Source organism: Latilactobacillus sakei subsp. sakei DSM 20017 = JCM 1157, from assembly GCF_002370355.1.
GTDB lineage: Bacteria > Bacillota > Bacilli > Lactobacillales > Lactobacillaceae > Latilactobacillus > Latilactobacillus sakei.
Genome location: NZ_AP017929.1, coordinates 146,046 through 168,467 on the forward strand (window position 1 = coordinate 146,046; position 22,422 = coordinate 168,467).

At 41.0% G+C, this 22,422-nt stretch carries 20 protein-coding genes and 1 tRNA gene; 3 read left to right on the forward strand and 18 right to left on the reverse strand.

Annotated elements, in window-relative coordinates:
* Nucleotides 1-25: 25 nt before the first annotated feature.
* The 4 genes from LEUCM_RS00850 to trpS form a co-directional block, all read right to left on the reverse strand.
* Complete coding sequence (locus LEUCM_RS00850) at nt 26-661, reverse strand: pentapeptide repeat-containing protein (RefSeq protein ID WP_226474418.1); 636 nt, start codon at nt 659-661, stop codon at nt 26-28.
* A 64-nt stretch (nt 662-725) separates the two neighbouring features.
* A complete protein-coding gene (locus LEUCM_RS00855; protein ID WP_025016434.1) occupies nt 726-1,523 on the reverse strand; it encodes a DNA/RNA non-specific endonuclease in 798 nt (265 codons plus the stop codon).
* Nucleotides 1,516-2,883 carry an MATE family efflux transporter gene (locus LEUCM_RS00860; RefSeq protein WP_016264611.1) on the reverse strand — a complete coding sequence of 456 codons (1,368 nt, stop codon included), beginning with the start codon at nt 2,881-2,883 and terminating at the stop codon, nt 1,516-1,518. The genes LEUCM_RS00855 and LEUCM_RS00860 overlap by 8 nt, the downstream gene beginning before the upstream one ends.
* A gap of 153 nt (nt 2,884-3,036) precedes the next feature.
* Complete coding sequence (trpS, locus tag LEUCM_RS00865; RefSeq protein ID WP_025016433.1) at nt 3,037-4,053, reverse strand: tryptophan--tRNA ligase; 1,017 nt, start codon at nt 4,051-4,053, stop codon at nt 3,037-3,039.
* Nucleotides 4,054-4,409: 356 nt separating this feature from the next.
* Between trpS and helD the strand changes: the two genes are divergently transcribed.
* A complete protein-coding gene (gene helD / locus LEUCM_RS00870; protein ID WP_016264609.1) occupies nt 4,410-6,707 on the forward strand; it encodes an RNA polymerase recycling motor HelD in 2,298 nt (765 codons plus the stop codon).
* A gap of 70 nt (nt 6,708-6,777) precedes the next feature.
* On the opposite strand, the gene LEUCM_RS00875 is transcribed toward helD, so the two are convergent.
* A tRNA-Thr gene (locus LEUCM_RS00875) sits at nt 6,778-6,850 on the reverse strand.
* A 64-nt stretch (nt 6,851-6,914) separates the two neighbouring features.
* Nucleotides 6,915-7,757 carry a Cof-type HAD-IIB family hydrolase gene (locus tag LEUCM_RS00880; RefSeq protein ID WP_016264608.1) on the reverse strand — a complete coding sequence of 281 codons (843 nt, stop codon included), beginning with the start codon at nt 7,755-7,757 and terminating at the stop codon, nt 6,915-6,917.
* Nucleotides 7,758-7,953: 196 nt separating this feature from the next.
* Between LEUCM_RS00880 and LEUCM_RS00885 the strand changes: the two genes are divergently transcribed.
* Nucleotides 7,954-8,169 carry a DUF2187 family protein gene (locus tag LEUCM_RS00885; protein ID WP_016264607.1) on the forward strand — a complete coding sequence of 72 codons (216 nt, stop codon included), beginning with the start codon at nt 7,954-7,956 and terminating at the stop codon, nt 8,167-8,169.
* A 49-nt stretch (nt 8,170-8,218) separates the two neighbouring features.
* Here LEUCM_RS00885 and LEUCM_RS00890 read toward each other — a convergent pair whose 3' ends face one another.
* The 6 genes from LEUCM_RS00890 to sdaAB form a co-directional block, all read right to left on the reverse strand.
* Nucleotides 8,219-9,070 (reverse strand): YitT family protein, encoded by an 852-nt coding sequence (locus LEUCM_RS00890; protein ID WP_016264606.1) that lies wholly within the window; start codon nt 9,068-9,070, stop codon nt 8,219-8,221.
* A 74-nt stretch (nt 9,071-9,144) separates the two neighbouring features.
* Nucleotides 9,145-10,566 carry a C69 family dipeptidase gene (locus tag LEUCM_RS00895; protein WP_016264605.1) on the reverse strand — a complete coding sequence of 474 codons (1,422 nt, stop codon included), beginning with the start codon at nt 10,564-10,566 and terminating at the stop codon, nt 9,145-9,147.
* Nucleotides 10,567-10,623: 57 nt separating this feature from the next.
* A complete protein-coding gene (locus LEUCM_RS00900) occupies nt 10,624-10,977 on the reverse strand; it encodes a PqqD family protein (protein WP_016264604.1) in 354 nt (117 codons plus the stop codon).
* Nucleotides 10,958-12,895 (reverse strand): OPT family oligopeptide transporter, encoded by a 1,938-nt coding sequence (locus tag LEUCM_RS00905; RefSeq protein ID WP_016264603.1) that lies wholly within the window; start codon nt 12,893-12,895, stop codon nt 10,958-10,960. The genes LEUCM_RS00900 and LEUCM_RS00905 overlap by 20 nt, the downstream gene beginning before the upstream one ends.
* Before the next feature lie 29 nt (nt 12,896-12,924).
* On the reverse strand, nt 12,925-13,818 hold the full coding sequence (gene sdaAA, locus LEUCM_RS00910) for an L-serine ammonia-lyase, iron-sulfur-dependent, subunit alpha (RefSeq protein ID WP_016264602.1): 894 nt from the start codon (nt 13,816-13,818) through the stop codon (nt 12,925-12,927).
* A 16-nt stretch (nt 13,819-13,834) separates the two neighbouring features.
* Entirely contained in the window at nt 13,835-14,485 is a 651-nt protein-coding gene (sdaAB, locus tag LEUCM_RS00915) for an L-serine ammonia-lyase, iron-sulfur-dependent subunit beta (RefSeq protein ID WP_025016432.1), read from the reverse strand.
* Between the two features lie 373 nt (nt 14,486-14,858).
* Between sdaAB and LEUCM_RS00920 the strand changes: the two genes are divergently transcribed.
* Nucleotides 14,859-15,500 (forward strand): SDR family oxidoreductase, encoded by a 642-nt coding sequence (locus LEUCM_RS00920; RefSeq protein ID WP_016264600.1) that lies wholly within the window; start codon nt 14,859-14,861, stop codon nt 15,498-15,500.
* A gap of 92 nt (nt 15,501-15,592) precedes the next feature.
* Here the strand turns inward: LEUCM_RS00920 and LEUCM_RS00925 are convergent, their stop codons facing one another.
* The 6 genes from LEUCM_RS00925 to LEUCM_RS00950 all read right to left on the reverse strand — a co-directional run bounded on the left by LEUCM_RS00925 (nt 15,593) and on the right by LEUCM_RS00950 (nt 22,402).
* Nucleotides 15,593-16,204, reverse strand: a complete 612-nt coding sequence (locus tag LEUCM_RS00925; RefSeq protein WP_035147303.1) for a hypothetical protein — start codon at nt 16,202-16,204, stop codon at nt 15,593-15,595.
* Between the two features lie 100 nt (nt 16,205-16,304).
* The gene (locus tag LEUCM_RS00930) at nt 16,305-17,816 is read right to left on the reverse strand and encodes a C40 family peptidase (RefSeq protein WP_025016430.1); all 1,512 of its coding nucleotides are present in this window, start codon (nt 17,814-17,816) and stop codon (nt 16,305-16,307) included.
* A gap of 198 nt (nt 17,817-18,014) precedes the next feature.
* Nucleotides 18,015-19,349, reverse strand: coding sequence for a CoA-disulfide reductase (locus tag LEUCM_RS00935; protein ID WP_016264597.1), 1,335 nt, complete (start codon nt 19,347-19,349; stop codon nt 18,015-18,017).
* 21 nt (nt 19,350-19,370) lie between these two features.
* The gene (locus LEUCM_RS00940) at nt 19,371-20,768 is read right to left on the reverse strand and encodes an L-cystine transporter (protein ID WP_016264596.1); all 1,398 of its coding nucleotides are present in this window, start codon (nt 20,766-20,768) and stop codon (nt 19,371-19,373) included.
* A gap of 390 nt (nt 20,769-21,158) precedes the next feature.
* A complete protein-coding gene (locus LEUCM_RS00945) occupies nt 21,159-21,626 on the reverse strand; it encodes a threonine/serine exporter family protein (RefSeq protein WP_016264595.1) in 468 nt (155 codons plus the stop codon).
* Between the two features lie 17 nt (nt 21,627-21,643).
* Nucleotides 21,644-22,402 carry a threonine/serine exporter family protein gene (locus tag LEUCM_RS00950; protein WP_011374019.1) on the reverse strand — a complete coding sequence of 253 codons (759 nt, stop codon included), beginning with the start codon at nt 22,400-22,402 and terminating at the stop codon, nt 21,644-21,646.
* Between the last annotated feature and the right edge of the window lie 20 nt (nt 22,403-22,422).

Here is a 22,422-nt window from a genome sequence, read left to right on the forward strand (position 1 = left end):
AAAATGACAATTATGTTAGTTACATCTAACGCACATTAATTCGTAAAGCACTCATAATGACTAACGTCTGGGCAGAGCTGACGGTTGCGCCACGCAATAAATCGAGTGAGAAAACTGCCTTTTCAAAAGTATTCTGACTCAAATCAAACTGTTTTAAATTAGTCCCCGTCAAATCAATCCCGTTCAAATCATTACCGCTCATCGTCAACCACTGCCAGTCGACATATTCAAACGCCACTTCTTGTAGCGAGCATTCTTCAAAATCCACATGTCGGATTCGTGTTTGGTTGAACCCCGCATAATCCAGTTTGCAAGCAACAAAGCGGACATCCCGCAAACCAGCTTCGGCAAAATCAGCCCCGACTAACTGGCAGCCTTCAAAAGCCACTCGCTGAAAAGTATTGCCGATAAACGAACAGTTTAATAACGCGCAATGCTCAAAAAAAACGTCTTGAAAATCACAATTATCAAACGTCACCTGTTCAAATTGCACATTTTTAAAGTGGCTGCCCTTGAAATAGGCCATATTAATTGTGACTTCTTTTAACGGCATCTCAGTAATTAACTGATTTTCATAGGCTTCATCCGTTTCAAAATATGCTTCCTGGTAGGGACTTAAAGTTGCCATTAAAATCGGTGCTTGTGCTTTTTTTACTGTCATCATCATTTCTCCTCTAATTAAAAAAGATCGGCAGTCAAACTTGGTTGCCAATCTTTTTTAATTACTATTTTGTATAACGATTGCCCGGGTAATAATCGGCAACCTTCATTGTTTGATCAACACGACCACGGCCGGTTGCATAATCGAACTGCATCTTTGGCTCAACATTCCAAACATAGGCGTTAAAATTCAATGTCTTATCTGTTGAAATTGCTTGTACCCAATAACCACGTGGCATCAATTCTGATCCGCGGAAAACAGTCGTCACTTGATAAATCACTTTTTTATGCCGAATTAAAGCTTGGCGAACCTGATCTTCAAAAATCTGCATCGTCCGCTGGTTACTGAATTCGGTTTGGGTGGCTAAATTCTTAGGATTGTCACTACTGCCCAATTGTCCCTTCTTAAAAATACCATCTTCATCGAAGTTAAAAGATATTGCATAGGCAATCAGATGACCACGATTCTGAGGTATTACTCGGTGGCCATCAATCATCACGGGCTGGTTATGCCAGCCGGTTGGCCGCCAATTTTGGCGTTCACGTGTATTGGAACGTCCCAACGTATCATGTGATAAATAAGCTGTATTGGTTGTCGTCCGATTCAAATCGTCTAACGCCCCATATTTAATCCGTTCGGTTTGCCATTGGCGCACATCTAACGTCGGTTTGTTATGGTTAACAACCAGATATGGCTTATCACCACTTTTAAACGTCTTATTCGCTAAAATGGTCGTTGTTTTTGTTTGCTTGTGAGTCGTCGTTGTTTGTGTCGGTTTATGGGTCGTTGTTTGTTCAGCCTGACAGCCCGCTAATACAAGTGCTAATAGCGCAACAACGCCAATGAATCGTTTTTTAAACATCCTGTGACTCCTTTTCTAAGGTTTGTTTAGCTGCCCGTCGTTTCAATTGTTGCATCGTCTTGAAATATGAGCTCAATAGCACTAAGCATGAGCCAATCCAGGCAAGCGGGTTAGCCATGCTGGCACCGGTGAAGCCCAACATGCGGACTAAGATAATCCCGGCAAAGATCCGCATAAATAATTCTGCAATCCCCGCCAATGTTGGGATAAAACTTTGCCCCAGACCTTGTAAGGTATAGCGAATCGCAAATAAGATTGCCAAGATAAAGTAACTACTACTATTAAAGCGGAAGTAGATTTGAGCCAAGGCGGTAACTTGCGGTTGTTGATCGCCGATGAAAAGGTTAACCAATGGCCGACCGAAGATAATAATTAGCGCGCCCATCACTAAACTAAAAATAATCGAGACCGTTAATGTTTGACGGACCCCTTTACTAATTCGACCATATTCGCGTGCACCATAGTTTTGCGCAGCGTAAGTTGCCAAAGCAATCCCAAATGAGTTCCCAACTTGGGTTGCTAATTGATCAATCTTACCAGCTGCGGTGTAGGCCGCCACGGCACTGGCACCTAACGTATTAAGCATAATTTGTAAGACGATTGAACCAATCGCAATAATTGATGATTGGAATCCCATCGGTAAGCCGACCTTTAAATGGTCCGTAATATCCTTTTTAGTAATCTTAAAATCCTTACGACGCAACACAAGGATTGGAATGCGCCGATAGATATACACTAGACATAAAATAGCCGCAATAATTTGCGCAGAAACTGTCGCATAGCCGGCGCCTTCAACACCCATGTGTAATCCCAAAATAAAAATAAAGTCAAATAAGATATTGACGATTACCCCAATCACAAGGAAAAATAATGGTGTCCGACTATCACCCAGTGCGCGAATAATGTTAGATAACAGGTTAAAGGCCATCGAAGCAAAGATCCCCGCAAAAATAATCGTGATAAATTTCTGCGCATCAACGATAATGCTTGCCGGCGTCTTCATGATGACTAAGATATGCCGGGCAAAGATAACGCTAATAACCGTTAAGATGAGCGTAATCACGGCACTAATCACAATGCTCGTGGCAAAACTGCGCTTGACACCCTTATAATCTTGGGCGCCATAGCGCTGCGCCGTCATGATAGACAGCCCCGCAGTCGTCCCAGTACAAAAGCCAATAATTAACATGTTTAAACCGCCGGTAGAGCCCACTGCTGCCAACGCATTGACCCCAATTGTCCGACCTACGATTAGCGTGTCAATAACACTATACAGTTGCTGGAAGATGTTCCCAATCAATAATGGTCCCGTAAACATTATAATTAACTTCAGCGGATTTCCCTTTGTTAAATCATGCATATGTACTTTCCTCCCTATTTGTTACTCTTTAGGTTACTTGAAAATCAATAAAATACAAGGGGTTGATTGCTTGAAATTTAAAAAGATTTAAAATATCAGCACTCACTAAAAAGAACCAAGTCGGCATAGCCAACTTGGTTCCAAATGGATGATTTAGTTAAAATAATTAATACCCATTGCATCACGCACTTCTTTCAGTGTTTGTTCTGCAACTGCGTTAGCCTTCTTGCTACCTTCTTCTAACATCTTGTAAACTGCTTCTGGATTCTTTTCGAATTCAGCACGGCGTTCACGAATTGGTGCGAATTTAGCTTGCAAGACTTCGTTTAAGTAACGTTTGATTTTCACATCACCCAAACCACCAGCTTGATATTGTGCTTTGAGTTCAGCCACTTTTTCATGGTCGTCATCAAAGGCATCTAAATAAGTAAAGACTGTATTGCCTTCGATGTGACCAGGATCAGTTACTTTGATGTGCAATGGATCTGTGTACATTGACATGACTTTCTTTTCAAGCGTTTCAGCGTCGTCTGATAGGTAGATGGCATTGCCCAATGATTTACTCATCTTGGCGTTACCGTCTAAACCAGGTAAACGACCTTCACCTTTTGGTGGGAAGACGCCTTCTGGTTCAACCAAAATTTCTTGACCGTAAACGTTGTTGAACGTCCGGACAATTTCGCGGGTTTGTTCCAACATTGGTTCTTGATCATCACCAACCGGAACAGTTGTTGCTTTGAACGCTGTAATATCAGCAGCTTGGCTGACAGGGTAAATTAAGAAGCCAGCTGGAATACTTTGTTCAAAATTCTTTTGTTGAATTTCAGCTTTAACAGTTGGATTGCGTTGTAAACGCGATACCGTCACAAGATTCAAGTAATGCATCGTCAATTCGCTTAAAGCTGGAATTTGTGATTGAACAAAAACAGTTGTTTTAGCAGGATCAATGCCCACTGATAAATAATCCAAAGCCACTTGGAAGAGGCTATTACGGATTTTTTCAGGATCGCGCGCATTATCTGTTAAGGCTTGTTGATCCGCAATCATAATGAATGTTTCGTATTCGCCTGAGTCTTGCATCGCAACCCGGTTACGTAATGAACCGATGTAATGCCCGATGTGTAGTTTACCAGTTGGTCGATCGCCGGTTAAGATAATTTTTTTTGCCATAATAATATCCTCCAATTTTTACTTATCAACTAAAAAAAGCGTCCTAATTGTTGTTCACAATTAGGACGCTTAGACGTGGTACCACCTAAATTGCACGAAAAAATCGTGCCACTTATGCGATAAGGGCGCTACCCGAACTAGCTTATCACCAGCTCCCGATTAAAGGGCCATTCACAACTTGCTTTTGACGACTTCTCAGTACCGCCGCTTCCTGTGCAAAAAGTTAAAGTTGCTACTTATCCTTCACTCTGTTTGTTGAATTACTGTCATACTAACGGATTTTAAAATGAATGTCAAACGGTCGCTTTTTTCCATTAACACGACTATAATATAACAACTAACATCTGGAGGTCGCCATGCTACAAGAAGAAACGCAACAACAAGAACAAGCTCGTGTTGATTTAACGGTTGACCAAGTCAATCAACGGCTAACGGTTATCAACCAACAATTGGACAACGCCTATAATGAAACTAAAGATATTGAGCAACGTTACGGTGATACTACCAAGGTTAACATTACCGAAGTTGATGACCGGATGGAAACCAATGCCGCTGTCCAACAGCAAAAGCAACTGGTCGCAGCTGCCGTTGAAAACGAGAAACTCCTAACGACACAACAAAAACGACTAACGGATTTAGTTGACTCCCCCTATTTTGGTCGGATTGATATCAATGAAGACGGTGAAGAAGAATCACTCTACATCGGAACCGCCACTTTTATCAACGAACAAGACCAATTTTTAGTTTATGATTGGCGAGCACCCATCGCTAGTATCTATTATAATGGCACACTGGGAACCGTCAGTTACGATACGCCCAACGGCCCCGTTAAAGTTGACTTAACTTTAAAACGGCAGTTCAAGATTAAAAACGGTCAGATTGAACACCTCTTTGATACAAACGAAACGGTTGGTGACGAACTCCTGCAAGCCGTCCTCGGCCAACAAAGCGACGAATATATGCAAAATATTGTCGCAACAATTCAAAAAGAACAAAACGATATTATTCGTGATACGACTGCCGATTTACTAATCGTTCAAGGCGTCGCCGGTAGTGGTAAGACTTCTGCGGTTTTACAACGGATTGCCTTCTTACTCTATCACAGTCGTAGCAACTTAGAAGCCGACCAGATGGTTCTTTTTTCACCTAACCGTTTATTCAGCCATTACATTTCTGACGTTCTCCCCAGCTTAGGCGAGAAAAACATGCGCCAAGTGACAATGGCTGAGTTTTTAAGCCACCGTTTCTCGGGACTCCAAGTTGAAACACTCTTCGACCGCTTTGAAAAAGATCAAGCAAGTTTCCCAGAAATGACCCAAGCAATGCGTCGCTTTAAGGAAAGTGCGCCCTTTATGCAACAAATTGCGGCCTACGTTAAACAGGTTTCTACACAACCGCTTGCCTTCAATGACCTCTACTTTGAAGATCGGCCTTTCTTCACAAAAGCGCAAATCAATAAAATCTATCTCGACCTTCCACATAACATGCGTCCTGGTGATAAATTTATTGCTACTAAGAACACCTTAATTAAGCGGCTCAAACGCCAGATCAATTTAGAAGTGCACCTTGATTGGGTCGCTGAAAAAATTGATACCTTATCCGATGATGACTACCGCGCCATTGTCGGTGATCGCGAATTTGATTCCGGCGATTTAGAGCAAGCTTTTATTGCCCGGGAAATTGTTCAAAATTATTTTGCTGATTTATACGATGCTATTTATAACGATTACTTCTTGGATGTGTATACTGAATATCAAAACTTCTTACGAACAGCCTGTCCTGAGACAATCCCGTCCGCCGTTTGGGCTGCAATGATTGAAACAGTTGCCCAAAATAATGAACGCCATCTCGTTGGTTTGAGTGACGCAGCCCCTATTTTATATCTTCGTGACTTATTAACCGATAGTGGTCAAAATCACAGTATTCAGTACTTATTCATCGATGAAATGCAAGATTATAGCATTGCGCAATTTGTCTATCTCCAGCATGCTTTTCCCAACGCTAAATTCACGATTCTTGGCGATTACGCACAAGATGTTTTTACCGCTACTTACCAAGCCGGTAATTTCATCGAGCGCCTCTGTGCGGCTTTTCCAAAACTAAAAACTAACCAAATCAGTTTGACGAAGAGTTATCGCGCGACTGCCCCAATCACGAATTTTGCAAAGGCCCTACTGCCTAAAGAAACAGCCTTGCAGGCCTTTAGTCGTGACGGTCGGCTTCCCCGCGTTATCACGGCCACCAAAGCTGCTAGTTTAAATGCCTTGACGCAGGAAATTTTCCACCTGCAAAAGCGGCATGCAACCATCGCCATTTTAACCAAGGATCAACAAACAGCGCGCCAACTTTTCGCCAGCCTCACCCCCGATGATCAGGTAACGCTCATCTCCGAGACCACCCGCTCATTGCCAAAAGGCGTCTTGGTATTACCGCTATACCTCGCTAAAGGGCTTGAATTCGATGCCGTCATTGGCTACGATATTTCAGCAACAACCTTCGGCCAAGCAAGCGACGTTGACTTACTCTATACATTGATGACGCGTGCAATGCATGACTTAACTTTGTTAGGGATTGACACCCTCAGCCCGCTAATTGCTGATTTAGATCATCAATACTATCAGAACGTTACAACAACCAAGGAAACGATTGCCTAATCGTTTCCTTTTTTTGTCCAAAAAAAGACCGTTGCACACTTGCAACAGTCTTTACTCTAAAATATTATTAAGCTGTTTATCGGATTTGAACCGACGACCCCCACCTTACCATGGTGATGCTCTACCTACTGAGCTAAAACAGCATAATCACGGCTAATTAATGACCGTGATATAAGTATATCGAAAAATAAAAAGCGGGTCAAGTCCCTAAAGACCAACTTCTGAATCTGATAATGATAGCTCAAAATGTTGTTGTAAAAACTTGGCAACACCGTCATTCACATTGGTTTCCGTCACATAATTTGCGACCGCTTTGACTTCAGGCAAAGCATTCCCCATGGCAACACTATACTTAGCAGCTCGCAACATGCCAAGGTCATTTTGACCGTCCCCAAAAACAAAAGTATGATCTGCATCAATCCCATGTAAGGTTTGAATTTGGCGAATCGCCGTCGCTTTATCGATTCCCTTGGGAATTAATTCGATATTATCCGGACCAGATGATGATAAACTCATTACATCTTGCTCAGCAAGGCGTTGCTTAACTGTAGCCAATAGTGCCGGTGCACCTTGGCAAACAATGATGCCGTTAATAATTTGATCACTCATTGCCAGCAAACTATCTAGATCAGCGACCGAATCATAGTTAATTTCAGCCCCCATACTAGTGAGATTCCCCGCATCGCGTGCGACGAACCGTGGGATTTCACGCGTATAATAGGCCGCATCAGTTGTAAAAAAGTGAGCTGATAATCTGGAATCTGATTGCGTGATTTCATAAGCCGCTTTTAAGGCCGCGCGACCTAAATGATGTTGAACGCTTCCCTGTTCATTTTCGAAAACAGCACCATTAGAAGCGATGATCCGCGCTTCATCATTAATTTGACGTGCAATTACTTTACCAAGATTATACATGCGCCCTGTCGCAATATAAAAAATCACATCACGCTGCTGTAAAGTTCGAATAACCCGTTTGGTAAATGGCGTTACAATTTGGTGATCAATCACTAAAGTCCCATCAATATCTGAAAAAACTAAGTAAGGTTCCATAATAACTCCTTTTAGTCGTAATTGTAATCGCTAACATAACTCTATTTTAGCCCATTTACTTTAGGAATTAAATAGCAATTAACAATTGTGTCCCCGATTTATTTTCTTTTTACTTGGTTATGGCTTGCTATTTAAGGTGACATAGTTTATTATCACCTTATTTGGTAATTTTATTATGTCTAAAGGAGTTTTTACGATGGATAAAGAAAATCTCAATATCGGTGATCTCGTCACTGGTAAAGTCAACGAAGATCTAGAGTCAGCTTTTACAGGAACTGTCGAAAAGGTATACGAAAACTCAGCTTTAGTCACAATTACGGATTTCGACGCCGTTGATAAAGCTAACGTTTCAGAATTAAACAACAAGATTGTTGTTAATCTTAAACAATTGAAAGCCGCTAAAACAAAATAGTATCAAAAGAGCCGTTTCAACAATTAATCTTGTTGAAACGGCTCTTTTTTTATTCATTACTTTCAAAACGACCCCATAAGTTCATCGTCGATTGAATATTAACAAACGCATTTGGATCTGCATCTTGAACGACTAATTTCAAAGCCGTTAAATCATATTTAGAAACGACCGTCATAATCACAGATGTCTCCTGATTCGTATATAGGCCCGTCCCATCTAATTCGGTCGCACCATGGATAAATTCGCGCATTCGCTTCTTTAATGCCTCTGGCTGCTTTGTAAAGATCGTTACTGTCACCTTTTGTTGTTGTGTGTAAATATAGTCCATTAACAGGCTCGATACGAAGATTTCAACGATACTATATAAAGCAGCACCCCAACCAAAGAAAATGCCGGCAGCGAGGATAATCATGCCGTTAATGACGTTATTCACAACACCGACCCGTTTACCTGTCAATCGACCGACAAGCGTTACAATGACATCTGTTCCCCCAGTTGAAAAACCAGCTCTAAAACAAAGACCAACACCAAGGCCAATTAATGCCCCGCCAAACAGAGCACCCGCAAAGCGTTCCGTTAAAATAGGTTGAACTGGTACTGGAATGATTTTTAGAAAAATGACACTTGTAAAAACCGCAACAATACTGAAAATTGCATATTGATGATTGATTTTAAACCATGCCAATACTAACAGCGGCACATTCAGGATAAACACTAAGGCCGCCACACTCAAAGAACCACCAAGGTGTGACACTAGCGCTGTTAATAATTGTGCAACCCCCGTCACACCACTTGAATACGTCTTAGCAGGAATCAAGAATAGATTCACACTGACCGCTGCTAAAAAGCCATACACCATTGCGATTACAATCCGCTTGGAACTCATTTTTAAATCAGTCATTCTCAGCACCTCCATCAAAAAAAGTCACACTCCCCCCTTGGAAGTGTGACAAATTAATTAAAAGTCCGATTTTCTTAAAGATTCTTATCCATTACAAAGGTCAACTTAGACAATTGTGTACCTTCTGTGACTAACTGTGCTAACAAATCAGTTGTTGCTTCATTATAATGCGTTGCAATCTCATGATTTTGAGCTGTCAAAAAGGCTACGGCGTCAGTTTGATTTTCAATTGCTTTATCAGTTGCAGCAATCATAGTTCTTGCCCATTCTGATAATGCTTTTTGATAATCGATATCAGCTTGTTTAAACGCACCATAATGCGATTCAACAATCATTGCTAATGCTTCATGTAACCAATAAGCATTCTTTAAGGTCATCTTTTCTGGCAATTCACGATAAGTTTCATCCGTATCATTTGCATTCGTAAAGAAAGGTACGTGAGGGCAGAATGTCGGTACACCAAAACCTAACCATTGAACACCTTTCACCGCATCAGGCACATTATTTCTAATCTGACAAATATGGGAATTTTGTGTCCGTGAAAGCGAAATTGCACGATAAGTCGTCTTTTGTTCTTCCGTCCCATTACCAAGTGGATCGTATTCTGTTTCGTTATAATGTGATTTTAACACATATTGAACATCTTCCACACTTAATTTGCGGTTTGCTTTCCGGATAAATGGTAAATCACTTGATTCTGGTTCTTGTTTGATTTCTGGATTGAGATAACGTTGTGCGTACCAAACACGTGGTGTGTTATAGTGACGGTCTTTTTCCGTATCTGTCCCAAAAATTTTCCGGAAATTCCATTCTGTTTCACTTGGGTTCAAGTGATTTTCACTAACAAATTCTTGAATGCCTTCTGACCACATGTAGTTATCAGGGTCATTAAAATCAATATTTTCAATTGCAACTTGGTTTGCTGCAACTGCGTAACAGTCGTCTGGAATCTTAACAGCTACCCAGTGGTGACCTGTCACAATTTCTTGATACCAAACTTCATTTTCGTCACTGTATTGAACACCATTACCTTCGGCTGAGCCGTATTTCGTAACGATATCGCCCATCAATTTAACCCCTTCACGTGCTGAGTTAATGTATGGTAATACGAGTGAACACATTGAGTCTTCTGCTAAACCATTCTTAATCAACGGATCGTATGCTAAAACCCGTTCGTTAGCGTAGACACTTTCCGTTGCAGAAAGTGCGACGTTTTTTTCGTTAATGCCGTCTTCTTCATTCAAACCATCACTTAAATCACCATTAGGGGTAGAAGTATAACGATAACCTTCTTCTGGTAATGGCATGGTTAACCCGTTATATTTAGAAACATATGTTTCATGCCGATTGTGCACTGCTGGTTGTACGAAGAAACGTTTAGGGTGGATCGCATAAAAGCGATCTTCATTACGCGAAATCATCGTAGAGCCATCAATTGACGCATTCTTGCCCACCATCATTGAAGTACATGCGGATAACTCGATTCTGTCTGTCATTTGAAAAACTCCTTCATCTATAAGCTATTTTAATCATGATTCACAACTTTAATTAACTCAATCCGTCACACGTTTGATTAAATGTTCAGTTTGTTCTAAATGATTTAAATAAACGAGTAATCGTTCATATAGATAGTCGTTTGTTTCATCATATTCGGCTGCGAGTGCTTGGCCAATCTGATAAACACTCCGCTGACCATTAACGTGTCTAAATACGAAACTACCATAATCATCCAGCGTCAATTTTGATTCAGCTGGAATTCTGATGTGTAACCGTCTAAAGAATCGTTGAATCCAATGATCCTGAGGACGAATAATAGTTACCTGTCCCGCTTTTAATTGAAACTTAACTTCTGGTACTTTAGCAAAGATTAGTTGATTTAAATCAACCTCAGCCTTTTGCTTCCTCATCTTCGCTATCTCCTCCTTTTTTGATCATCATCAATGGTGCTGCAATCGCAACAATCATGACAACTAAGAGAATCAATGCCATTTCATTACTGCTTGCAAACCCTGAAATCACGCGGTCTTTTAGAACACCTGTGACATGGAGGATAATCCCGATTAAGCCGATAATTGAACCACCAGCGATTAACCCTGAAGATAAACTAATCCCACTTTGGATTCGGTTATTCTTAACAGCTTCATCACCAGTAACTTTATCGATGAACACTTTAATTAAAGCACCGATTAAAATGATTGATGTTGTTGAAATTGGTAAGTAAAAACCAATTGCAACAGTCATAATTGGTAATTCTAAGAAGTATAATACAATGGCCATTGCAACCCCAACGATAATCATAATCCATGGTAATTCACCAGACATGATCCCTGATGTTAACGTTGCGATTAAGTTAGCTTGTGGCAAACCAAAAGCAGGTGTTGCACTGTCTGTAACAAATTGTGGTGATAAGATACTGATTGTCCCAATAACAACAACAACACCGATAAATGCTGAAATCATGAAGTATTTCATCATTTCTGATTTAGAACCACCGATAACATAAGTTACTTTTTGTGATTGCATGTAGCCACCACCAACAGCGATTGCTGTCACAACGAAAGTCCCAAACATTAATAAGATTTGTGTATGCGCATTGCTTGTCCAACCGAATAAGACGAAGACAACCGTCATAATCACTAATGAAGCAATTGTCATCCCTGATACAGGTAAGTTAGAACAACCAATTGTGCCGGCAATTCGAGCTGATACGATAACAAATAATAAACTTAAGATAACAGCTAATAATGCACCGACAATCCCCATCATGAAGTTTTGGGCAATAATAATACCAATTACAAAAATCCCAACAGCACCAAGTACAATTGAAACCATGCCAAGTGTGTTTTTATCTTCACCTGTTGTGTTTTTAGCGTTTAATGTCTTCTTGATTGATGTGACAATTGTTGGGATTAATTTAATGGCACCAATTAAACCACCACAAAGCATCATCCCAGCACCAATATATTTAACGTATGAACTTGCTAAATCGTTAACTGTCATTTGGTTAACAGCTAAGCTTGCGTTATTCCAAACGTGAGCGCCGTTGCCAGCCATATCAGTAAAGTAACCGATAAGTGGTGCAATGGCAAAGTTTGATAATAAAGCACCCGCAAACATTGTTAATGCAACTTCTAACCCAACGATGAACCCAATCCCAGCTAGTAAGGGGTTAACTTCAACGTCTAATTTCCATTTATAAAATGATGAGCCAACATAGTTCATCATGTTGTTAACAACACCAAAAACAGAAGTTGTTAACATCGTAATAACGCCACCGATACCAAAGCCAATTCCCATATATTTCAAAGAATCGCCACCAGTATCAGAAGCAACTAACGCTTCTGAAATCGCCATGGCTTCTGGATAAACCAAGTTACCATGTTCTTCAACAACTAAGTAGTTATGCACTAATGAAGATGTCCCAATTGAAAAGAGAATTGCTAAAATCCCAACAATTAACCCTTCGATAAAGTTAATATGACCACCGATTAAAACAATAGCTGGTAAAACATAGATCATCCCACTGGCGATTGATTCCCCACCACTGGACATCCCTTGCATGATATTTTTACCTAAAATCCCTTTTGATTTAGCGAAAGCCCCAACTAAACCTGAACCAATAATTGAACCCGGAATCCCGGCCGCAACAGTTAAACCGGCCTTCATTCCTGAATAAGCTGTGGAAGCTGCGAAAATAATAGCTAATAAGCTCCCCATAATTAAAATGGCTGTATTACCGACTTTCTTATTACCTTGGCTGACATACGGGACATACTTTTCTCCCGAAACGCCACCGTATGCTGATTTTGAAAGCTTCTTTTGCATCGAATTTCCTCCTAAAATAGCAAAGCTATTTATTTATCAATACTCATATCTTGACCAAAAATTTGCATTTTAAGCGCAATCCCAGTTGGTGTTGCCGCTAGGCCCCCTAAGCCCGTTTCTCTTAGCGTTGAAGGTAGGTTTTCACCAATACTCTTCATTGCACTAATGACTTCATCGGCTGGAATCTTACTTACTAAACCAGCAAGTGCCATATCAGCACTTGTTAAAGCGTTGACTGAACCAATCACATTCCGTTTAACGCAAGGTACTTCAACTAACCCTGCAACGGGATCACAAACCAAGCCTAATAAATTAGACATAGCCATTGCAAAAGCTTCTGAAGATTGTTGTGGTGTTCCACCAGCTGCTTCGACTGCTGCGGCCGCACCCATTGCTGAGGCACTTCCGACTTCTGCTTGACAACCACCCGTTGCACCAGCAATCATGGCATCGTTAGCAACGACCATCCCAAAAGCTGACGCGCAAAATAAGAAACGAATTTGCGCATCACGGTCTAGTGATAACTGTTTCGTAATCACTGATAAAATACCTGGTAAAGTACCAGCAGAACCTGCCGTTGGTGTTGCACAAATAATCCCCATGGACGCATTGACTTCATTTGTCGCAATGGCATTTTGAACAGCTTCCAACATGATATCGCCTGATAGTGATTGCCCTTTTTCACGATACCGTTTCATCAAAACGGCTTCACCACCGGTAATTCCAGTTGCTGACTGAACGCCTTCACCGGTTACCCCTTTTTCTTCAGCAGCAAGCATCACATCTAAGTTTTTGCCCATCGTTGCCCAGATAATTTCTCGACTAGAATGGCTCATCTGGATTTCTTGCTCAATAATTAATTCCGAAATAGGTAACTGCCGTTCTTGCGCTGTTTGAACTAATTCATGAATTTTTGTGTACATCACATTTCACCGCCTTCTATAATACAATCATATCTTTACTCATACCACGAACCTGTTCAACCTGTTCTGGATAAGGCTTATCAAGTAATTCTAATTTATACAAGAACCGACCTGGTACACGAACCGAAATCCGAGCACCCCGATAATTATCCTTGAAGATGTGGTCCAAAGCTGTCCCAATTTCTTGATCAGATTCGACGAAAATAATGGGTGGTGGGCCATCTGGTTGGAAGATAATGCCGTTTAAATCGACCTTCCGAATTTCGATCGTCCCACCGCCAATTGAACAACCCCAAATCGTTAATGATTTTTGCGAATTAATAAGTGTTAATTCAGCAGTATTCGGATGATTGACTGGACTGTCACCAGGGTCTTCAATAAATTCGACTTCAATCCCTTGGCGTCGTGCTAAATCAACCGCCATTGGTACCCGTTGATCCGCGGGATCGAATCCCAAAACGCCACTAATAATGGCATAATCGGTTCCATGTCCTTGGTGTGTCTGTGCAAAAGATTCATAATAGCGCACAATCACCTTTTTAATTGGCGCATGAAAAAGTCGATTGGCAACGTGTCCGATAGCAACTGCACCTGCAGTATGTGAACTAGAAGGCCCAATCATAATCGGTCCAATAATATCAAAAACACTACGATATTGGTTTGTCATTCTAAACGCCTCTCCTCAAGAAAAATTAAATAACAGCTTGTTAGATTAGGTTATTGTAAAATACATCACAATCCTTATACCTGTACCATAACACAAATTGAATAACAGTTCATTATATTACAATAAGCATATTTCTGTGATTATGAGAAGGTTATTAAATGGTTGGCAAGCTTCACCATGTTAATTATATAAAAAGGTTTATTTAACGTCTATGCATCGTCTATATTTCTTATTTAAATCTCATAAATGTCATTAGAAAAAACGGTTTATAATTGTTTTACTAATTGTGCTATAACACGGACCTTTTACTTTGCACTTACTAATAATAACTACTATAATGAATCTTAAGATAATCAGTAAAGGAGTCTCTATTATGAAAATATTTGTTATTGGTGCCCATGGTAACATTGGTCAATTACTAATCCCCAAACTCGTTGCAGCAGGTCACAACGTCTCTGCAGGTATTCGCAATGATGCACAAGCATCTGAAATGACAGCATTAGGTGCGACACCCGTTTCATTTGACTTAACGAAACAACCAAAAGAATTAGCACCTCTTTTTGCTGACCATGACGCCATCGTCTTTACCGCTGGTTCTGGTGGTAAAACTGGCGACGACCAAACGCTACTAGTCGATTTAGACGGTGCTGTTAGAAGTATGGCAGCTGCTAAAATCGCCGATGTTAAGCGCTATGTAATGGTCAGTGCCCTCTTTGTTGAAGAACGTGCAAAATGGCCAGAAAGCATCAAGCCTTATTATGCCGCTAAATACTATGCTGATCACTGGCTTGAATTCTCTGGTTTGGACTGGACTATCCTCAGACCCGGCACATTAACCAATGATGCCGGTACAGCGCAATTCACTATGCAACCAACTGGCGGGAAAGTTGCCCGTGCTGATGTTGCAGCAATGATTCAAGCCGTTCTTGAAAATCCAGCCCAAACAATTCACCACAAGTATTCATTTGTAAATGGTGACTTACCAATCCAACAAGCAATTGAACAAGCAGATTAAAAAAATGTACCATCAATATTCAAGTATCAAAAAAGGGTCTGAGACAAAATTTACTTTTGTCCCAGACCCTTTTTTAATAGATGCTTTAAGCATCACTTTTTTTTAGTGGTTGTTTTCTTTGCCGCAGGTTTCTTCTTGGTGGTTGTCGCCTTTTTCTTAGTCGTTGTTTTTTTAGCCGCCGTTTTCTTCTTAGGTGCTGCTTTTTTCTTAGCAGGGGTCTTAGGAGCTTCAACTGGCGCTTCTTTGGCTAACTTAGCGCCTGCTTCAACAGCTTCTAGATCCTGTGTTAATAGTTGTTCGACTTTGGCCCATGCTTGATCAGCTTGTGCTTCAAAGTCAACAACAGTTCCAATGAGATCAATCCGCATTCCAGAGCGGTTCACTAGTGGTGACGTCACATAGAGATAGATATTCACTTCTGCTTGTGCTTCTAATTCTAAAAATTGGTTAACCTTTTTGATGTATTGTAATGGTAAATTCACAACGCCAGTTTCTAGCGTCACCTTCACTTGTTCGCCTTCATAAGTGGTCAACGCTGAAAAAGAAGCCAATGCTTGTTTTTCAACAGCCTTACTGACAGCGGGTTTCAACTGTGCCAAAAAGTCAGCTGCCACAAATGGGTTGGGTGTTGCTATTTCATATTCATCTGTTAAATAAGTTTGATCTTGAATTTCATTAATAAATGCTTGTACGCCGATTTTCATTTCATCAGTCCTTTTTTGATGTTCTACCTAGCATAGCTTATTTTGATCTAAAACACAAAAAACATCCCACAGAACGTGAGATGTTTTAATTTTTAAGTGTTTAGAAGACACGTTTAGCAAAGCTTGGTGTGTAATATTGCATTGAACCAATTTTAACATTTTCACCAGGTTGTGGTGCGTGGACGTATTGACCACCACCGATATATAAAGCAACGTGGTATGAGCTGCCTTGTGCACCCCAGAATAATAAGTCACCAGGTTGTAAACTGCTTAATGAAACAGAATAACCGGCACTTTCTTGAGGAACTGTCCAGCCACCGATACTCCGACCGGCTGCATTTTGGAAGACATAGTCCATCAAACCAGAACAATCAAAGCTACTTGGGCCATGAGCACCCCAAACGTAAGGTTTACCAATTTGAGCCATTGCTAAATTGATAACAGCTTGTGCATTACCAGTTGTTGGTGCTGGTGTTGCAGGTTTTGGTGTTGTAGGCGCTGGTGTAGGTGTTGTTTGTGTTGGCGTTGTTGGTTTAGTACTTTCAACAACAGCTGGTTTGCTTTCGGCAACAGACGATTGTTGTGCTGGTGCTTTAGGTGTTGTTTGTTGTGTACTACTTTCAACAACTGGTGTTGAAGGTGTCGTTGATGAAACAGTCGCAGATTCTGCTTGAATTGGTGTCGCTTGTGGTGCTGATTCAACCGCTTCTTTAGCAGGTACTTCTACTGCTGATGCAGATGAGCTTTGTGCTGTTGATTCTGATGTCACACTACTTTCAGCAACCGGCGCTGTTGATTCTGACGTTACACTACTACTTTCAACGACAGATGATGAGGCCGCTGGCGCTGAAATAGATTCAGCTTGGCTTTCTGATGCAACAGGAGCTGCTGTTGATTCTGAGACAGGTGTACTTGAAGCAACACTTTCTGAAACTGATGATGAGGCAACTGGCGCTGGTGTTGCTACCGATGTACTTTCTGATGTTGCTGTTTCAGCAGCTGGTGTCACTACCTTAGCAGCAGTCGTTGATTGAACTGGTGCTTGAGTAGGTGTTGTTTGCGTTGGTGTTGCTGCTTGTTTAACAACAGGTGTGCTCTTCAATTGGCCTTCACCTGTAAAACGAGCAGGAATCCAACCGCCATTAGCTAATTGGTACCATTCTTCACCTGAGACAGTTTGTGTTTTTACAATGCCTTCAGTTTGACCGTAAGTCATATAACGGCCGGTAGGTTGTGTATAAGTTGGTGATGACCAGACAGTTGTTGCACCATCCGCAAAAGCAACACGAATCGTTTTAGCAGCATCTGTTTGTGCCTTAGGTGTTTCCTTAGCAGTCGTCAAATAGCGTTCTGGCACCCATTCGCCGTTACCAATCCGATACCAAGTTTCAGCACCTACTTTTTGTGAAGCGAGTAGATTAACTGATTGCCCTTTAAAAATGTATCTTTTAGCTGCTTGGCCGGTTTCAGGACTTGTCCAAACTGTCGTTGCACCAGCTGAGTAATTGACCGTTGCGGTTGCGGCGTTGGCTTGACCTGCACTGAGTAAACTAATCCCAGCAACTCCTAAGATACCTGAACCAAGTGCAATTAAACTCTTCGTGTTGTTCATTAACTTATCTCCTAATCGTGATTTTATATTTGGCATTTTTTAATATTCGTAAGTAAATCCTAAATATCTTTAAAAAAAATAATTTCTAAAAGCAATCTTAGCACAATTTAGCCCCGTTAATCAAGTTTACGCGCTTTCACACTTTTTGAAACGCAACAAAAAAAGATGCGACAAAATTTAATTTGTCGCACCTTTTTCTTAATGTGCTACGTTTCCGGCAACATTTAATGCATCCCAAGTTCTTGCAAATGGCGGTGCGTAGACGAGGTCTAACAGTCCCAATTGCTCAGTTGTCATTTGCGCTTGAATGGCAGTTGCAAGTACATCAACCCGCAAAACTGCATCCTTTTGCCCAATAATTTGACCACCAATTAAAACATGATCTGCTTTTTTATAAACTAATTTAATCGTCAGTTCTGATTGTCCTGGATAATAATCGGTATGATTCTTATCGTGGATCAAAACAGTATCATAATCAATGCCAGCTGCTTGTGCTTCGGCAGAAGTTAATCCTGTCCGTCCAGCTTCAAGGGTCACTAACTTGACCCCGGCTGAATTTAGCATCCCTGGTAATTGCGCTTGTTGCCCCGCTAAATTAACGCCCACAACGCGACCTAACTTGTTAGCACCAGTGGCTAAAGCAGAATACATGGGCTCGCCGGTCACACTGTTAATTACCGTGGCATTATCGCCTGCTGCGAAAACATTTTCGATTGATGTCCGCCCTGTTTGATCGACGACAATCGCACCATTTTTAAGTTTTTTAAGCCGATCATCCGTAATAAATTGCGTATTAGGGCGAATCCCAGCTGCGACAACGACCAAGTCTGTTTCGTAGCGGCCTTTATCAGTTACAACACCCGTTACCTTCGATTGCCCTTCAAATGACTGAACGGCTTCTGATAATCGTAACTCGATACCATTATCGCGTAAATCAGCGGCCATCATAGCCGTTAATTCTGGATCAAATGCAAGTGGCAAGACGCGATCTTCTAATTGAATAACCCGTACCTTTTTACCTAATTGATGGAACTCTTCAGCAATTTCTAAGCCAATAAAGCCAGCACCAATCACCGTTACGGATTGAATTTCAGGTGTTTGGCCTAATTGACGGAGTACTTCACCATCAGCCAACGTCCGTAAATGATAAATATTATCTAACTGACCATTTTCAAACGGTGGCATGACTGCGGTTGCCCCAGTCGCTAACATTAATTGATCGTAATGCTCTGTTTTGGCTTGCTTTGTTTTTAAATCACGAACAGTAACCATCTGTGTGTCAAAATCAACCGCAACGACTTCATGTTCTAATTGCACGTCGATGCCTTGTTTAGCAAAGGCTTCAGGCGTTCTAGCAATCATTTGGTTGGGATTATCAAAATGCTCGCCAACAAAGTATGGTAAGCCACACGCACCAAAGGAGACGTAATCCCGCATTTCATACATTACAACTTCTAGTTCTGGGTTCATTCGTTTAGCCTTAGCCGCTGCACTCGTGCCAGCTGCCGTTGCACCTACAATAATAGTTCGCATTGTTATCCCTCCAATTTAAAATTAAGCAATATCGTCAGAATCTTCTGTTAACGTCATGTCATTAAACTTGTGCTTATCTAGTTTACCTAAGAATTGTGCCGTCAACACCCCAACAGTCATTGAACCATTAACGTTCAATGCTGTCCGACCCATATCGATTAATGGTTCGATTGAGATTAAAAGACCGGCTAATCCAACTGGTAAGTTCATTGAAGAAAGAACAATTAAAGCGGCAAATGTTGCGCCACCACCGACACCGGCAACCCCAAATGAGCTGATAGCCACGATTAAGATTAATTTAACCAAGAAGCCGATGCTCCAAGGATTAATCCCAACCGTTGGTGCAATCATAACAGCTAACATGGCTGGGTAAACACCAGCACAGCCGTTTTGACCGATTGAAGCGCCAAATGAAGCTGATAAGTTGGCGATGCCTTCTTCGACCCCTAAACGTTTTGTTTGGGTTTCAATATTCATTGGAATTGAGCCCGCACTTGTCCGTGAGGTAAAGGCAAAGATTAAGGTTGGAATAACCTTTTTAATGTAATTAATTGGGTTTAAGCCCGTAAAGGTGATCAATAGGAAATGAACGATAAACATGATGATTAAAGCGACGTACGAGGCGATCACGAACTTCCCTAAGTTCAAGATACCTTGGACATCTGTTTGGGCCACCGTCGTTGTCATTAATGCTAAAACCCCGTACGGTGTCATTCTCAAGATTAAGGTTACCATTCGCATGATAACGGCGTAAAAGGCATTGACGATTTTATTAAACGTCTCTGCTTGTTCTGGTTTCTTCCGTCGTAATTGTAAGGCTGCTAAGCCTAAGAAGGCTGAGAAAATAACAACCCCTAATGTTGACGTTGGTCGTGCACCAGTCATATCCATAAATGGATTTTCTGGAATGAAGCTGACAATCTTTTCAGGGACGGTTTGTTCTTGGACATCCCCTAATTTTGTTTCTAATTCTTTTGAACGTGCCTTTTCAACTTGTCCTGATTGAATTGAACTGGCATTTAAATCAAACACGTTTGACGTTACTGAACCGACAGTTGCAGCAATTAACGTTGTGAAAACTAATAAACCAATAACCATTCCGGCCATTTTACCTAAGCCCTTAGAAGATTCCAAGTTGGTAATAGCTTGAATGATTGAAACCATGACTAACGGCATCACGATCATCTTCAAGAATGATACATAACCATTCCCGACAATCCCAATCCAATCAGCCGTTTGTTTCACTACTTGTGAGTCGGTTTTAAAAATTAATTGTAAAATAGCACCAAACAAAATACCGACACCTAATGCCGTGAAAACCCGTCGACTGAATTTAACGTGAATCCGCGCCATCTTATTTAGAACAAATAACATGATCAACATAATGATAATATTGATCACAACATATGTAATAGTCATCTCTATCCCTCATTTCCTTTTCAATACTTACTTATTGTAAACGAAAACCACTTTTTTTGCATTAAGTAAGCCCTAATTTCTGAAATAATTCGCAATAAGCCATTAAATCACATTATTTCTTTCAATTTTTAAGCTAAAATTTACAGAAAACCCGATTTAAGCCACAAAAAAAGACCTTTCCTAAAAGGAAAGATCTTTCTCGACAGTATTCCGAAGAATAAACACCATGTGCTCCACAACACAGCGGGCGAAAACACCCTTACAATACGGTAAGTGATTAAATTAATAATCGTGGTATCCTGTATCTTTGGGTCTCCTAGCTGCTTTCGCAGAATAGTTGCCTACCGAGACTTACTCGACTCATCGCATAACAATAGTATAACATACTTTTTAGTGTCTTGAAAGCCAAATTGGCACACTACTTCTTTTTCTTGTAATATCCGCTAGAATTTGTGCAAACATAAAGCCAACTGCAATTGCGCCGGCCACCATAATGACTGAAATACTCTGCGTCACAGCCTGTGAGATGTTCCCTAAAACAAGATTCCGAACCGCCCGATAAGCTGTTCCACCGGGCACTAATGGTACCAGTCCCGGGATATTGAAAATAATAACGGGCATGCGTTTGTAACGGGCCAAAATACTCCCGACAATGCCGACGGCTAACGCACCAAATAAATTAGCCATCATCCGACCACTACCAAGATTGAACAACACCCAGTAAACTTGCCAGCCGAGCATGCCAGCAATCCCACACCAAACTAATGCTCGGCGCGGTAAATTAATACAGATTCCAAAGGCGACCGTTGAAAAATAACTAAAGATCGCTTGGACAATAAACTGTAGCCAATATGGCATACGTCACACCACCTTCATTAAATTAAAAATCTAAAGATTAACGCAATCCCAGTCCCAATCGCAAAGGCACTTAAAAGCGCCTCAACACCACGGACCATTCCGGATAATAAGTGTCCGGCCAACATATCTCGAATTGAATTCGTAATTGCCACACCAGGCACAAGTGGCATCACGGCCCCGATAATAATGTTATCAAGATCGACCCCTAGGTGCCACTTCGTTAATAAGTAAGCTGACACGCCAATTGAAACGGCCCCTAAAAACTCGCCGATAAACCGAATGCTAGTCAAACGGTTTATTTCAGAGAAAACGGCATAACCTAATGCCCCCACTAAAGCCGCTGGTAATAAATCAGCCCAGTCATATTCACCGGAAAAAATAATCATTAATAGCGCTGATACAAAGGCCGCCGCAATAATTTGAATCCATAATGGAAAATACGGCGTATGTTGGTCAATTTGTTTCAAGCGGGTACTCAACTGATCTAACGTAATCTCCTTTGTCGCAAACTGTCGCGAAGCTGTATTGACATTTTCAACTTTTTCTAAGTTAATCGTACGCACTGCAACTGATTCCAATTGCACATAAGGTTGATTTTCGATCCCGATAAATAAGCCAGTCGGTGTCGTAAAGACCACACTCTTTTGAATACCGGCATTATAAGCAATTCGATTCATCGTATCTTCAACTCGGTACATTTCAGAACCACTTTCGATCATGATGCGCCCCGCAATTAAGCAGGTTTCTAGAATTTTATTTTTTTGTGCAATTTTCATACAAACCCTCACTCAATTCT